The sequence below is a fragment of the Lewinellaceae bacterium genome, from assembly GCA_020636135.1.
In the GTDB taxonomy this organism is placed as follows: domain Bacteria; phylum Bacteroidota; class Bacteroidia; order Chitinophagales; family Saprospiraceae; genus JAGQXC01.
The window spans coordinates 530394-545742 of sequence record JACJYK010000002.1; the positions used below are offsets into that span (position 1 = coordinate 530394).

At 50.0% G+C, this 15349-nt stretch carries 16 protein-coding genes and 1 tRNA gene; 2 read left to right on the plus strand and 15 right to left on the minus strand.

The features are described from left to right. Position 1: 1 nt before the first annotated feature. The 14 genes from H6570_17295 to H6570_17360 all read right to left on the minus strand — a co-directional run bounded on the left by H6570_17295 (position 2) and on the right by H6570_17360 (position 12141). On the minus strand, positions 2-631 hold the full coding sequence (locus tag H6570_17295; protein MCB9321043.1) for a hypothetical protein: 630 nt from the start codon (positions 629-631) through the stop codon (positions 2-4). Between the two features lie 150 nt (positions 632-781). Continuing rightward, positions 782-2119: a YfcC family protein gene (locus tag H6570_17300; protein ID MCB9321044.1), complete on the minus strand. Its 1338-nt coding sequence runs from the start codon at positions 2117-2119 to the stop codon at positions 782-784. A 279-nt stretch (positions 2120-2398) separates the two neighbouring features. Beyond that, positions 2399-2548: a hypothetical protein gene (locus H6570_17305; GenBank protein MCB9321045.1), complete on the minus strand. Its 150-nt coding sequence runs from the start codon at positions 2546-2548 to the stop codon at positions 2399-2401. Positions 2549-2748: 200 nt separating this feature from the next. Beyond that, positions 2749-3039, minus strand: a complete 291-nt coding sequence (locus H6570_17310) for a GIY-YIG nuclease family protein (GenBank protein MCB9321046.1) — start codon at positions 3037-3039, stop codon at positions 2749-2751. A 1210-nt stretch (positions 3040-4249) separates the two neighbouring features. Continuing rightward, positions 4250-4323: transfer RNA gene (locus tag H6570_17315), tRNA-Met, on the minus strand. A 145-nt stretch (positions 4324-4468) separates the two neighbouring features. Further along, positions 4469-5974: a tetratricopeptide repeat protein gene (locus H6570_17320; GenBank protein MCB9321047.1), complete on the minus strand. Its 1506-nt coding sequence runs from the start codon at positions 5972-5974 to the stop codon at positions 4469-4471. Positions 5975-6139: 165 nt separating this feature from the next. Continuing rightward, positions 6140-6904 (minus strand): hypothetical protein, encoded by a 765-nt coding sequence (locus H6570_17325; GenBank protein ID MCB9321048.1) that lies wholly within the window; start codon positions 6902-6904, stop codon positions 6140-6142. 1 nt (position 6905) lies between these two features. Then, entirely contained in the window at positions 6906-7697 is a 792-nt protein-coding gene (locus H6570_17330) for a Nif3-like dinuclear metal center hexameric protein (protein ID MCB9321049.1), read from the minus strand. After that, positions 7697-8134 (minus strand): D-glycero-beta-D-manno-heptose 1-phosphate adenylyltransferase, encoded by a 438-nt coding sequence (rfaE2, locus tag H6570_17335; protein MCB9321050.1) that lies wholly within the window; start codon positions 8132-8134, stop codon positions 7697-7699. Before rfaE2 ends, H6570_17330 begins: the two co-directional genes overlap by 1 nt. 22 nt (positions 8135-8156) lie before the next feature. Continuing rightward, complete coding sequence (locus H6570_17340) at positions 8157-9176, minus strand: flippase-like domain-containing protein (protein MCB9321051.1); 1020 nt, start codon at positions 9174-9176, stop codon at positions 8157-8159. A gap of 3 nt (positions 9177-9179) precedes the next feature. Continuing rightward, a complete protein-coding gene (locus tag H6570_17345) occupies positions 9180-9530 on the minus strand; it encodes an aspartate 1-decarboxylase (protein ID MCB9321052.1) in 351 nt (116 codons plus the stop codon). A 213-nt stretch (positions 9531-9743) separates the two neighbouring features. Beyond that, positions 9744-10178 carry a DUF4265 domain-containing protein gene (locus H6570_17350; protein MCB9321053.1) on the minus strand — a complete coding sequence of 145 codons (435 nt, stop codon included), beginning with the start codon at positions 10176-10178 and terminating at the stop codon, positions 9744-9746. Positions 10179-10196: 18 nt separating this feature from the next. Then, positions 10197-11051: a pantoate--beta-alanine ligase gene (locus tag H6570_17355; protein ID MCB9321054.1), complete on the minus strand. Its 855-nt coding sequence runs from the start codon at positions 11049-11051 to the stop codon at positions 10197-10199. Positions 11052-11097: 46 nt separating this feature from the next. Next, entirely contained in the window at positions 11098-12141 is a 1044-nt protein-coding gene (locus H6570_17360) for a hypothetical protein (protein MCB9321055.1), read from the minus strand. Positions 12142-13150: 1009 nt separating this feature from the next. On the opposite strand from H6570_17360, the gene era reads away from it, so the two are divergent. Beyond that, on the plus strand, positions 13151-14041 hold the full coding sequence (gene era / locus H6570_17365; protein ID MCB9321056.1) for a GTPase Era: 891 nt from the start codon (positions 13151-13153) through the stop codon (positions 14039-14041). On the opposite strand, the gene H6570_17370 is transcribed toward era, so the two are convergent. Next, positions 14026-14670, minus strand: a complete 645-nt coding sequence (locus tag H6570_17370; GenBank protein MCB9321057.1) for a methyltransferase domain-containing protein — start codon at positions 14668-14670, stop codon at positions 14026-14028. The two genes, era and H6570_17370, sit on opposite strands and share 16 nt — an antisense overlap. A gap of 95 nt (positions 14671-14765) precedes the next feature. Between H6570_17370 and H6570_17375 the strand changes: the two genes are divergently transcribed. Continuing rightward, positions 14766-15314 carry a GNAT family N-acetyltransferase gene (locus H6570_17375; GenBank protein MCB9321058.1) on the plus strand — a complete coding sequence of 183 codons (549 nt, stop codon included), beginning with the start codon at positions 14766-14768 and terminating at the stop codon, positions 15312-15314. Positions 15315-15349: the final 35 nt, after the last annotated feature.

Below are 15349 nucleotides of genomic sequence, written 5' to 3' on the forward strand. Positions count from 1 at the left end.
ATTAATACAGAACCCAAAATAGCCCCAGGCTGATGTTCAATTCTTTGTTGCGGAAGGGGTAAGGATAGGTGGGATCTCCCTGCAGTTTACCGAACAGAATCATGGTTTCCAGGGATACATGGTGGCTGAATTCAATCCCGGCACCCAGGTTATAAAGTGGCCCTTTGCCGGCCAATTGTCCGCGACGTACGCTGGCATTGTAATAACCTGCGCCGGCATGTAGGGCAAATTCAGCATGTTTATCCGGGTAAATGGCCAGGGCTCCACCCGTATACATGGAGTGGTAATAGGACAGCGTCGAGTTTCCGGGTGAATATTTGGCCGTGCCATAGATCACCAGCTGGTCATTCAATCCCCATCCACCCCGGGCATCAAAAGTGAATGCCCGGAAACCGGTATAGGTATTCCGCACACCCTGCTCGACCGTGACGTAGCTGGCGGCGTGGAGCGAATAACCGGCAAAATATCCCAGTGCACCATAAAATCCCTGATGATGGTCATTCTGCGCCAGAGGTGATGTTTTGGTGTCGAAAATATTGTCAGGTCCATTGCGGTCCTGAGCTTCCAGGCTGGAAGTAGTCAGGGTAAAAAAAATAAGCCCAATCAGGATGTCAAGGGTTGTTCTCTTCATGACAGCGATTCTGTGAAAATGCGTTCGGGGCTATTTGTCCGGCAAAATTAAAGCCTTTTGTCTAATAAATCTTCGGTGAGGTGACAATATGTCGGTTTACCTCTAGTTAACGTCTAAAGCCGGATAAATGTGTCATTACTTCATCAAGTCTTAAAAACCGGTGTGTCTTGCGATCAGGATGGCAATCGCTGCCAATACCATGATGATGAGAATTTTACGGTAGATAAACGCAAACCATTTATTATAGGAAATGCCCGCTATGGCGATGATGGCCATTAAGGTTCCATTGGTGGGTAGGATCAGATCCATCATGACGGCACCGTATTGGTATGCAAGAATGCAGACTTGCCGGGAGATGTGCAGCAGATCCGATAAAGGGATCAGAATAGGCATGGTCAGGATCGCCTGTCCTGAATAACTGGGAACCGGAAAGTGCAGGGCCGACTGCGCCAGCATCATTCCGATAGCCGACATATCGGAAGGCAGATACTTCAACGGAGTGAATAAACCGTACACGATGGTGTCGATGACCGTTCCATCCTTGAGCACTAAAGATATGCTGTTGGCGACCCCTACGACCATGCAGGCAAAGGTCATGTCTTTAAACCCCTGGATATACGCTTCACTGGTACCATTGATGCCCAGTCCTCCGATCAATCCGGCAAGAATGCCAACAAAGAAAAATTCGGCTGACATTTCCTCAAAACCCCAGTCAAGTTTGAGGAAGCCAAATACGAGCAACGCAAAGGCAATGGGTATGAGCACCAGGATCAACAGGTGGCGGTTCGATAATTTAGAAGATTGTAATACTTCCGAATCCGCTTCCGTTGCAACGGTTTTATTGCGAATGGCATACCGGATGCCGATCCACGTCCACAGGCCAAAAGCCACAATCAGGATCAGGAACCGGTAGCCGAACCCGGACAGGAAGGGCAGGTCCGCAACTTCCTGGGCGATGACTACCGAAAACGGATTCATCGGGCTGAAGGCAGCCCCGACCACGGCGGAACCGAAACTGACGGATAACATGGCCAGCGCATTGTAATTCAATTTCCGGCCCAACAGCAGGATGACGGGAATCATACCAATCAGCTCTTCCTGCATGCCCTCCACAACGCCACCAAACGTAAACACACCACTCAATGCCACCAGGGCCGCCCACTCTTTTCCGGCCACTTTTCCAGCCAGGAAGTCAATACCGGCGGCAAGGGCACCTGTCTTATCAATGACCACAAAAGCACCGCCGATGAGAAAGATGAGTACGATCAGATCGGCCCTTCCTTCGATCCCACGGGGTATGGTCAGCAAAATGTCAAATGGAGATAAGCGGTCTGCCTCGACCTGATGATAGGACCCTTCCACCACCATTTCGCGTCCTGATTCTTCATCCTTAACCCGGTCAAATTCACCCTGGGGTATCACGTAGGTCAGGATACCCGCGAACAAGACAAAACCAACGATGATAGCCAGCGCATTGGGGAATTTCATGGTTTGGAAAGTTATGGCGTTTTATTTGATCCATTTAATGTACGGTAATTCAGGGACGGTGGCAGCAATTAAGATGGAATTTAGTCTGGGGCCTGTAGTTGGAGACTTCATGGATCGGCTTGAAATCCGTGTGTTGTCCAGGAAGGACGGTTTAATTCAAAGGGTATGGTATAAAATGAAAAAGGGTTCCAGACTGTGCTGAAACCCCTTTCGATTTTTTCTATGGCCAGAAGGCCGTGTTATGTCATTCGTACTACGAGGTGTGTATGCGCGGGCGGGTTAGTGCCCGCCGCCGCCGGCAGACAAAGCAAAGTTACCGCCGCCGCCAGCACTCAAGGCTAAATTTCCACCTCCACCACCAGCGCCATCAAGTAGAGCGAAGGTGAGCAGGACCATCAGGATCCACGCTGAGATTGGTTTGGTTTTCATAGGCCAACGATTTGATTAAGCAAATAATTAAATTTACCAGGGATAACCTGATGCATTTATATAACGAGGTATTTGAATATTTGGTTCCTTGGGCAAGTTCCTGCCTGGGTTTAGCATAACGTAAAAAACAAAAAAGCACCCCGAAGAGTGCTTTAGTAGCGTGGGGGAGACTTGAACTCCCGACCTCCCGTACGGGCGCACTACCCGGTAGTATTGAGATTTAGAGAAAAATTGCTATCTAAAATACCCTTGGATACAAGCAATTGTTTTAGTGCACTACCCCCTTCAAGCGATTTAGACCAACTTTCTCTGGCCATTGCCTCTTGTTTGGAATCAAAGGATTCAAGATGGATAAGGACGAGGGGTCTTCGAAATCTGGTAGAATTTACCCCGCCGTTGAAATGTTTCAATAGTCTGAAAGGAATATCTCCGGAAAAGCCCTTGTAGAGTTTATGGTCATTCAGGCTGTATAGGACATAGAAGAAGTACATGAGCAGAAATATAAACAAAAAAAGAATCTCAAGGAGAGCTAAGTAACATGTGGCCTGATAGTTATCGGGATGAACTCCCGACCTCCCGTACGGACGCACTACGCGGCAGTATTGAGCACAGTGAATAAAACAAAAAAAGCACCCCGAGGAGTGCTTTAGTAGCGTGGGGGAGACTTGAACTCCCGACCTCCCGTACGGGCGAACTACGCGGCAGTATTGAGTACAATGTATAAAACAAAAAAGCACCCCGAAGAGTGCTTTAGTAGCGTGGGGGAGACTTGAACTCCCGACCTCCCGTACGGGCGCACTACCCGGCAGTATTGAGCACAATGCATAAAATAAAAAAGCACCCCGAGGAGTGCTTGAAATAGCGTGGGGGAGACTTGAACTCCCGACCTCCCGTACGGGCGCACAACCCGGCAGTATTGAGCACAATGAATAAAACAAAAAAGCACCCCGAAGAGTACTTAATCAGCGTGGGGGAGACTTGAACTCCCGAGCTCCCGTACGGACGCACAACCCGGCAGTATTGAGCACAATGAATAAAACAAAAAAGCACCCCGAAGAGTACTTAATCAGCGTGGGGGAGACTTGAACTCCCGAGCTCCCATACGGACGCACAACCCGGCAGTATTGAGCACAATGAATAAAACAAAAAAAGCACCCCGAAGAGTGCTTGAAGTAGCGTGGGGGAGACTTGAACTCCCGACCTCCCGTACGGGCGCACTACCCGGCAGTATTGAGCACAGTGAATAAAACAAAAAAGCACCCCGAAGAGTGCTTGAAGTAGCGTGGGGAGACTTGAACTCCCGACCTCCCGTACGGGGCGCACTACCCGGCAGTATTGAGCACAGTGAATAAAACAAAAAAAGCACCCCGAAGAGTGCTTGAAGTAGCGTGGGGGAGACTTGAACTCCCGACCTCCCGTACGGGCGCACTACCCGGCAGTATTGAGCACAGTGAATAAAACAAAAAAAGCACCCCGAAGAGTGCTTGAAGTAGCGTGGGGGAGACTTGAACTCCCGACCTCCCGTACGGGCGCACTACCCGGCAGTATTGAGCACAGTGAATAAAACAAAAAAAGCACCCCGAAGAGTGCTTGAAGTAGCGTGGGGGAGACTTGAATTCCCGACCTCCCGTACGGGCGCACTACCCGGCAGTATTGAGCACAGTGAATAAAACAAAAAAAGCACCCCGAAGAGTGCTTTAGTAGCGTGGGGGAGACTTGAACTCCCGACCTCAGGATTATGAATCCTGCGCTCTAACCTGCTGAGCTACCACGCCGTGCAACAAGTGGTGGCGAAGCGCCTGTCCCGACAGCTATCGTCGGGAAGCTACCACGCCGTAAAATTGGATCGCAAATATACACCTAATTTCTAACTTACAACCCCATTCAGCATTCAAAATTCAACCCTCAACATTCATTTCATCACCTCCCTTCCACGCGGTTTATTCCCGCCTTAGCTTTCTGGTGGAGGCCGGTCTTGTAGCTGTCGGGTTCCATGGTCAGGCAGCGTTCGTAGTAGGTGCGGGCTTCATCCCATTTTCTCTCCTGTTCGGCGATCTGACCAAGCAATAATGCGGCATTGCAGGCAAAGTATTTACCGGAGTGCGCTCCCAGCTCCAGCGTCTGCAGGTAATCTTTCCGGGCGGCTTCGACATTCCCCATGGCATGATAAATGCGGCCGCTGCGGTAGGTCTTTTCCAGCAGGAATTCGGCAGGTTGATCCGGCGCTTCCTGCACAGCTTTCAGGGCCCGCAAATAATAACCTCCGTCAAATAGCAGCTGAGCACGCAGCAGGTCAGTCTCCGGCCATTCGTTCGATCTGGCTTCCTGGTAGGCATTGGCGTCTTCATCCAGGAGTGTTGATCCCTGAGCCAGACAGGCCTGGCGATACGATTGCTGCTGTTGGGTTTGGTGATGCAGCAGGGCGTACCAGCTCAGTTTCTGGTAGGCCTCCTTGATGTACAGACGGCCGTGAAACCGGTTGACAAACTTAAGCAATGGCTGATCAGCGTCTGCATCCAGTCGGCGCAGCTTGGCCAGGCCAAGGATGAAGTCCAGGTAGTAAAAGGGGAAATAGGCAGCATCCGTGGGCTTCTTTTCCAGGAGCGCGATGGCCTCGTCGTTGCGGCCGGTATGCATGGCGATGGACGCTTTGACAAAGATCAGGAGCGGATTGGTGGTCACCCCATCCAGTCGCGTTTCCAGCAGGTTCCAGGCTTCCTCTCCTTCATTTTTCAGGTGCAGCAGGAGAAAAGCGTACTCTACCAGGGTTTCCTCCCTGAAGATGAACTGCTCTTTTTCCGAGTAGGCAAGCACTTGTTCGATCTCTTCCCGACCCTGGCGAATGGTGCCGTGCATGCCACTGAAAAAACTGAAGAGGCCCTTGAAACGGTCAGGTACCGTACCCACCAGGGCATGCAGGATGCCCAGGCTTTTCAGGTTGGCAATGAACCCCGGAAATTGTCGCTGATTGCGCTCCAGAAGGCGGTAGGCGCGCCGCACTTCGGTATAGGCGGGATAATATTCTTCGAATTTCAGACGGACAATAGCCCACTGCAGCAGCACTTCCGCCTGAATGAACTGGTGGTAGGCCGAGGCAGCATCGCCTTTGGCCAGCCGGTCCAGGCGTGCCTCCAGATGCTGGCTTCTCAGCCGGTAATCCTGGTAATCCTCCGAGATGAAAAGCGTGAAAAAATCAATGTAATTATCCAGGTAGTCAATGATGAGGTTATCCGGGTCGTCTCTTTTGATTTGTTCGAGCATTCGCTGGCCTTCCGTGAGCCGCAAGGTGGTGATGAGGTGGTAGGCCTTCTCCAGTGGCGGGGTGAAGCGGTAATCCAGGCTGCTGCCAAATCCGGCAGATGGCAGTAAAAATCCCAGCAGGAAGGGCAGTAAATACCAGCGGTATGGTTCCCAAAGGTGGTGCATTATGCGAATGTAATCCAAATAAGGCAATGGAACTCACCCGGATCCGAATTGTCCTGGATGAATGCACAGAATTCACCTTTGGTATAAGGCATAGCTTATCCGTACAAAGTTATCCTGCAAAAAATGCGGTGAGAATGGTGCTTAACCGGCAAGGTGCCCGGTAAATTACTTGACCAGTGTTTCTGCTTCTACCTCGTTGATGATCTCGTCGTCGACCAGTACGCGGCCACAATGTTCGCAAGCGATGATCTTTTTGCGCTGTCCGATCTCCAATTGAACCTGGGGCGGAATGACATTGAAGCAGCCACCGCAGGCATTACGGCGTACCGGTACGACAGCCAGACCGTTGCGGTAGGTAACGCGGATCTTCTGATAAGCGCGCAGCAGGCGGTCCTCGATGTGCTCTTTGGCATCATTGGATAATTTGGCCAGTTCTTTCTCCTCTTTCTCCGTCTTCTCAATGATCTTCTCGAGTTCAACCTTTTTTTCATCCAGGGCTTTCTGCTTCTGCTTGATGACCTCCTGAGCCTGAACCAGCATTTCCTCTTTGGCTACCAGATTTTTCTGGGTGTCTCCGATCTTCTTCTCCGATAGCTGGATTTCCAGTTTCTGCATCTCGATCTCCTTGGTCAGGGCATCGTATTCCCGGTTATTTTTTACCGTTTCCAGTTGTTTGTCGTAGCGCTGAATGAGCCCTTCCGAGTCTTTGATGTTCGCACGGTGCTGGTTCGCCTCCTTCTTGATGTCGTTGATGTTATCCTGGAGGCGGTTGATGCGGGTCTGTAAACCGGCGATTTCATCTTCCAGGTCACGTACTTCTATCGGAAGCTCTCCTTTGAAGATTTCGATCTCATCGATTTGTGAATCAATGGTTTGTAAGCGGTAGAGAAGTTTCAGTTTGTCGGCGATGGATTGCTCTTGAACTGCCATATTATATGTAGTAATTTACTGGATTCGTAATATGCTTCGTACAACGGACCGCAAAATTAGTAAATTTCTCGGTAATAATTTCGTGCAATAATTCGATCGTAAATTGTTCACTTTCAAAGTGTCCGATGTCAGCGATGACGATCTGACCATCGGCATCAAAGAATTCATGGTATTTAAAATCGGCGGTGACCAGGAAGTCGGCCTTTTCAGCTATCGCCTGCTCCAGTAGAAATCCTCCGGAGCCGCCACAGACGACAACGGTCCTTACCGGCTTATTCCGCAATTTGGTGTGACGAATGCACCGGGTCTGCATATTGGTTTTCACCTGGTCCAGGAACACAGTTTCATCCGTGGCTACTGGCAACATGCCAATCATGCCGGCGCCCACCAGAGGATCGTCAGGGCTTTTGGGAGCCAGAATGCGGGTGTCTTTCAGGCCCAGCTTTTGGGCGATCCTGGAGTTGACGCCCTGATGGTACATGTGGTCCAGATTGGTGTGGATGGCGTAAATGGCGATGTGATGCCGGATGGCCTTGAGCAGCGTTCGCTCCACATAATTCGATCCGGTCAGACTTTTGATACCCCGGAATAGGATGGGATGATGAGCAACCACCACATTGTATCCCAATGCAATGGCTTCGTCAATGACGGGTTCGATGGCATCCAGGCAGGTCAGGACCCCGGTGATCTCCTGGCCCGGATCTCCGGTGATCAGCCCGGAATTGTCGTAAGATTCCTGGTAGTGGGGAGGCGCTATGGATTCAAGGTGGTGTATCAGCGTTCTTAACTCCATCAGTCGTTCATTTTTTGTGCAATTCCGGTGGTCGAAAAGCCTGGTTGAAATGGAATGACCACTACTTCTCCACCGTATGCAGCCAGTACCTCCGCTCCGACGATCTTATCCGGCTGGTAATCACCGCCCTTAACCAGGATGTCCGGTTGCAGCAGGCGGATCAGTTCCAGCGGGGTGTCCTGACTGAACTCCACCAGTAAATCTACGGGCTCCAGGGCGCTGAGGATATATATACGGGACTGTCGGTCCAGAATAGGCCGGTTGGGTCCTTTTAATTTGCGGATGCTTTCCGGCGTGTTTACCGCCAGGATAAGCTTATCACCCAGGGCCTTAGCCCGGGTCAGCAGGTAAATGTGTCCGTAGTGCAGCAAGTCATAACAGCCATTGGTCAATACAATCCGCAGTCCCTGTCTTTTCCAGGTTTTAACCACCTCCAGGGCATGATCCCAGTCAGCCCATTTAGGAGGGTTTATGTTCGGTTTGCTGTGCTCCAATCGGCGTACGATTAATGATTGGTAATAAAAATACGGCGAGCAGTCCGAATCCTAAATTACAAATGATGCTGATGGTAAACCAAATGATGTTGGCAATAGCCAGGCCAACGGATTCACTGATGCCAAATAATAATAGTCCGGTCTGGATAAAAAACTGGTAACTGCCCATGCCTCCCGGTGTCGGAACAACCATCCCAAAGGCGCCAAACACAAATACTACAATGGTTTGGTCCCAGGTGATGTGTGCCGTAGGTGCAAATCCTTTGAAACAAAAATAGGTCATCGAGATGTACAGCAACCAGATGACCAGACTGTGGATGATCAGCCATCCCGGTTTCCTGATCTTCAGGATGCTGATCAGGCCGTCCCGGAGTCCCAGATACATGCCTTTCAGTCGGATGGCCAGATGATGTGTGCTATTGAGTATCCAGCGAATGAGTATCCAGGCTATGGCTATTCCCACCACACCGATGACCGCCAGGGGTAAGAATTGATTGCCCAGGTGATCCAGGGAGGTCAGCTCCATCAGTTTATCGAGCAACAGCCTCCCTTTTAAAACAAACCCGAGCGCCATGATGATGAACAAGCTGAGAAAATCCAGTAACCGGTCGGTCACGGTGGTGCCGACGGTACTCTCGATTGGAATTTTTTCATACCGGGTAAGTGACGCAGGCCGCAACAATTCTCCGGAACGGGGTATGCCCATATTGGCCAGATAGCCGATCATGACGGCGAGAAATGAATTGACCAGGCGCGGCTGATACCCCAGTGGTTGAAGCAGCATATTCCAGCGTACCGCACGGCTGAGGTTGCTGAGCATGAATGCCAGGCAACATAGCACCAGCCAGATGACGGGTACCGAGCGAAAATCTTCTATCGTTTCCTGGATGGTTGCCCCATTGGACCGGAAAACCCAAAACAGGATGGCAAAGCCAACCAGAAAGGACAGGGCAGATTGCAGGATAGCTTTGCGTTGGATCGCCAAAGTTTAATCGTTTAGTTGGTTCTTTTCATCCGGAAAGACAGTAGCCGGTTTGTACGTACGCGCTTCTTCGGGCGTCATCCAGGCATATGAAATGATGATGACGATATCACCAATCTCCGCTTTGCGGGCTGCGGCCCCGTTCAGACAGATCTTTCCACTACCCCGCTCACCTTTGATCACATAGGTTTCCAGCCGTTCACCATTGTTGTTGTTCACGATCTGGACGCGCTCCCCTTCCAGCAGCTGGGCGGCCTCCATGAGTGCTTCGTCGATGGTGATGCTACCCACATAGTTCAGGTTGGCTTCGGTGACCCGGGCCCGGTGAATTTTGGATTTGAATATCTGTAAGAACATGGCGGTGCAAAATTAAAGAAACCAGGGACATTCCCATAAGGGTGTCTGCGTTACTAAACAGTTAAGTAGTGGGGAAAGGTTCTGGTGGAGAGTTAATGAGTTAATGAGGGGATCAGTTTATGGGTTGAGATTTTGAATTTGGTAAGCTAACTTGATTCTAACTCTAAATTTTAATTCAGAGGTGTGCAGATTCAGCTGGTTTAGTGTCGAATATTAGTTAGGTTGGTGATCACAGTGTGCCTCTTCAAACTCCCAAATACTATCTTCCTCAGCTTTTTGCAATATGTCGTAAACCTCAATCACATTGGTTGATTTTGGAATATCAATTGAATAATATTTATCACTGGCTTGTTCATACGTGCAGCCTATGGCTTCAAGATGACCCCAAAACTTTCGAAATGCTTGTCTATTTAATGGCTCGAGTAAAAAAATACGATAGGTTGAGTGACCGGACCGTGAAACAACTGAATCGAAAATTAACTCTGCATTCTCTCCGGTTTTTACACTTACAATATCCTTAAAACTCACACCATATGCATAGAAAGGAGAGTTCTCTAGGAGATAGTTATTGTCTGAAAGTTTGGTTGCCCATAAGGATTCTGTACCGCCGTCGGGCAATTTGAACCAGATTTTTGAATCAGCTTCCAAAATAAAATAAGTTAAACATTAAAGATTCAGATAAAGGTTGTCGATGAGTCTTACATCTCCTGCCCAGGCGGCGACGCAAATGACCAGTCTTTTCGATGGTCTGGCCGGATGGGCTGCCTGCAGGGTATATCCATCGGCGATCTGAAAATATTCCGGCTCCAGTCCGGCGGCCAGGATGGTGTCTTTCGCTTCTTTTTCCAGCTGCCGGTAATCCTTATTTCCTTCCATGATCGACTCCAGGCAAGTACTCAGTGTTTGGTACAGGATGGTGGCTTTCTGACGGAATTCTGAGGTCAGGCGGCGGTTCCGCGAGCTCATGGCCAGACCGTCCGGTTCGCGTACCGTCGTACACATGACCAGTTCAATGGGTAATTGCAGCTGTTCCAGCATACTGTGGATGATCGTCCATTGCTGGTAGTCCTTTTGTCCCATGTAGAGCCGGTCCGGGCGGATAATATTCAGCAGGCGGTAGACGACCTGGGCGACACCGGCGAAATGGCCCGGACGGAATGCGCCTTCCATAACATTCGTGAGTCCTTCGAAGTCCAGCTCCGGGGTCTGGATGCCATCCGGTGGGTAGATCTCGGTGACGGTGGGTAAGAAAACCACGTCACAGGCATGATCGTACAGCAGGTCAAGGTCCTCTGCCACGGTGCGGGGGTATTTTTCCAGATCGGCAGGATCGTTGAATTGGGTGGGGTTGACGAATATGGAGCAAATGGTAATATCATTCTGCTGTTTGCTGTCATGGATCAGGGACATGTGACCGGGGTGCAGTGCTCCCATCGTAGGAGCAAACCCGATGGTCAGGCCATTGGCGCGGGCCTGGCTCAGGTATTTGTGAAGATCGATGATGCGTTTGAAATACTGCATGGACACTGACTTTGGATGCCAAGCTACAAAATAGAGCTCAGACCCATCAGGGTTGATACCAGCGGGTAATCACGTTTTGGGCAATTTTCCCCTGTGGCGTATAATCCTTATCCAGGTGGCGGTGGTGACTGTTGATCTGGGGATACCATTTCCACAGAAATCCCCCCTGCCAGTAAGGTTCCTGAGACCAGACGGTGTAGAGGGCTTCGTACGCATTGGCCTGGGCCAACTCGTTGGACCGGCAGTCGGGAAGTCGGTCTTCCAGTTCCCACGTGTTGTACGCACAGCCGTCGACACTGAGGTAGCCGTATTCGGTAAACACCACTGGTTTGCCCGTTTTCGCAGCCCAGCTGTTGATTTTCTTCCGGTAGGGTTTCCAGGCTTTGATCAGGGCGTCAACGGACGGGTTCTCGTCTCGAATGAGCGGAAAATAGGCATTGATGCCCACCAAATCCAGTGAATCCCAGAAAGGTACCCGATCGAAGTCATCCCAGTTGGCAGCATAGGTTATCGATCCATGGTAGACCTGACGTATCTGGCTGATCAGGGTTATCCAGAAGTCAGGACGGGCTGCGATGGCTTTGCGGAACTCTGTTCCCATACAAAAAAGGTCTACCTGCAGTGAGTCTGCAAGCCGCGCGAAAGTCAGAATGAAGTCGGCATACGACTGTTCCCAGGATTGCCATTGCTCCTCCTGCTTAAATTCCAGATCTCCTGTCCACATTCCGCGAATCCACAATTGTGGTTTGAGCATGACTTTTAAGTTGCGGTTGTGGGCATGTACGATGGTCTCCCGCACGCCGGCGGTGCGTTCTCCCCACCACTGGCGGTCGCTGTTGAACTGGACCTGAGCCGATTCCTGGCGGGTGAAGCCAAATGGAATGATGGCAATCCAGTTGGCATTGACCTGGGTAATCTCCGTGAGGGGACTATCCGGTGTCGGGCGGGGAGGTGCCTCGAGGGTGACCCCTTTGATGCGGATAGACCTGGGTTCACCTAAAGGAGGCACAGAGCTCTGTGAGCCCAGCCACAACCAGGCCCCTGCGATGAGAGAGATCGATAACAAGCCAATGCGATGATGCAGCGTCATACTCCTAAGGTAAAGGTTTTCTGCTTGCCATACCAATTGAAAAAATCTCAAAAATGCGGCTGTAAATTTAGTCTGTGATTACAATTGAGGCAATTATTGTTTAAATAGTTTAGAATATTATAAAAATATCAGGATATTCTTTAAATAATTTGCACGAAAAATAGCAATTGCTTTAAATTTGCATCATCAGATAAAGATCTGAAATCGGAAAGGCTATGTAAATGAAGTTGAGTCGTTGATCTTTGGCCAGATTGGAATAGTGAAGTTAATACGTAAGCCAAACTAATCAATGCATCAACACTCAACTCCATTACTTTGACACTGTAAAATGGTTAAGAAAGCAGCAGGAATTCCAGGGTAAGTATGGATGACCTGGGTGCTTAACCAGCTTGCCGTCAGGCGGGATACAATACTGTGAGGTGATGAAACTGGCAGCCATGCCCTCTTGTCTCGGGGGTGGAGACCAGCGACAAAGCGATCCTCCATGAAACAGTTCGGGAGTGCAATTCAAGCAGCTCCTGCACTCTTAACATTATTTCATGAATGATTGCCTAAGCCCTTCGTGAAGGTTCGAATCCTTCCCTCACAGCCTCTTTGAAATGATTAAATGGTTCGCCGTTAAGCTTTCAAGGTGCCTGCCGGTTGATGAACTCAACAGGCAGGTTCCGGCTTAATGGCAATTTGCCGTCAGGCAGGAACCCATTACCACACTGTGAGGTGATGAAATTGGCAGCCATGCCCTCTTGTCTCGGGGGTGAGGACCAGCAACAAACGCGAGATAGACCGAGGACAGACTTGTCTGCCGGTAGGCAGGGTTGACCACTCTCCAATTTGTCTCGTGGCTAAGCCCCTCGTGGAGGTTCGAGTCCTCCCTTCACAGCACTTTTTCCACAACTACTTTCTTTCCGGCATTCACCGGATTCCAGCGTGATCATCCATTCTCCGAAAACAACAGGTCTCTGTCCGGGTATAAGATCATTTTATAAGCCACAGGTTCTATCTTTGTTACATGGAATCACACCGCTCCGGATTTGTAAACATCATTGGTAAGCCTAACGTAGGTAAGTCGACCCTCATGAATGCATTGGTGGATGAAAAATTGTCCATCATTACTTCCAAGCCACAGACTACCAGACATCGTATTCTATCCATCCTTAGCGGAGATGATTTTCAAATCGTATTTTCCGATACCCCCGGATTGGTTGATGATCCAAATTATGGGTTACACCGGATGATGAATGCATTTTCATTGTCCACCTTCGATGATGCCGATATCATGGTACTGGTGACCGATCCCTATGATGGATATCAGGCTGAAGATCCGTTGATCCCCCTGCTGCAAAAGCTGGAAGTGCCTAAATTGCTGATCGTTAACAAGCTGGACCTGGTCCCAGCGGAGCGGATCCAGCAGGTCGTGGATAAATGGACGGAATGGGTAACCTTTGACGGCGTTTTCAGGATCTCAGCACTGGACAAGACAGGTTTGCCGGATTTGCTGGAAAAAATTAAATCACTGCTACCTGAGGGTCCCGTCTATTATCCCAAAGACCAGCTTTCCGACCGTCATGACCGTTTTTTTGTCGCAGAAATGATACGTGGGCAGATCCTTCAGTTGTATTCCAAAGAAATACCCTACGCCTGCGAAGTACAGATCGAAGCTTATGAAGAAGGTGAAACGCTGGACCGGATCCGTGCCATCATTTATGTCGCCCGGCGGACACAAAAAGCCATCGTCATCGGCAAGGATGGAGCCGCGATTAAGAAATTAGGTATTGCCGCCAGGCAGGACATTGAAGCTTATCTCGGAAAACAAGTCTACCTGGAGTTGTACGTCAAGGTGCGGGAGGACTGGCGGGATGATGAAAAGAGCCTGAAGGGTTTTGGCTACGACAACAACTGATCTATCGCTGATTCATCCTTTTTCTCCAACAGAATCCGCCGGTACTGGCCCCAGAATTCTGCCGGTGAGTCCTCGATCAGGATTATTTCATCTACCTGTGCTTCCAGCTTCTCGAACTGACAAGTCATGACACTGAAGAAAAAATTCACTGGAATGTGAGCCAGCCGGCGCACCCAGTTGATTTTCTTATTACGGGGCACCAATACATCAAAAACGGAAATCTTTCCCTGCGGTTTCAGTACGCGCACCGCCTCTCGGAGCAATTGTACCGGATCGGGGACGACGGTGACCACCAGGTGCAGAATGACGGCATCAAAGGTTTGGTCCGCGAAAGTCATCTGTTGTCCATCCATCCGCATGACCGATCCTTGGAGGCCCAGTCGAAGCATCCGAGCCTTCGTCCTGTTTAACATCGGCAGAGCCAGATCGATGGCTGTGAGGTTTACATTTTTAGGCATCCATTCCAGGTCCAGTCCGGTGCCGGCGCCAATCAGTAAAACCTTCTGGCCCGGTCTCAGGCCCAGGCTCTGGATGGCTTTACGGCGGGACCGGGTAAAGAGGCGCCCGGCCAGATCATAGACAGGTGCATAAAATCCATAGCGGATTTGATTCCAGCGGTTAAGATCCACAGCGGTGTCCAATTTTTATATTCAGCATAAAGAGATAAAGATATCTAAAGGGGAAAGGTTGTACCTTGGCGCCCGGGATTTGGAATCAAGTAACTATGATCAGTTATCGTTTGGATGATCAGCCGGCGACTTATGAGCAAATTCTGAAATTGCAGGCAATCAATGCACGTGAGTCCACGACACCGGAGGTCTGGAAAGATCAGGGATTTGTAACGGCCAGACACACACCGGAATTATTGGATCAGATCCATGGCGGCTACGGGCATCTGGTTGCATTCGCAGATGACCGGGTCGTGGGGTATGCGCTGGTGATGTTACCACAATTTGCAGAAATGATACCAGTCCTGACTCCTATGTTTGTACGCATCGAAAAAATCGCAGAAGCACAAGGGAATCCGGACTGGATGCCCTATGTAGCGATGGGGCAGGTTTGTGTGGCGGAATCCCACCGGGGCCAGGGAGTATTCCAGGGTTTGTACGATCATTACAGATTGAATCTGCAGCGGAATTTCCGGTCGGTGATCACTGAAGTCTCCTCGGAGAATCCGCGTTCGTTACGGGCGCACTACCGGCAGGGATTTGTCGTTATGGAAACCAGAACCGGCTCCAACGGAGTCTGGCAACTGGTACGCTGGGACTTTTAAATCATTCTATTTTATCCAATGAATGCTGGATATCA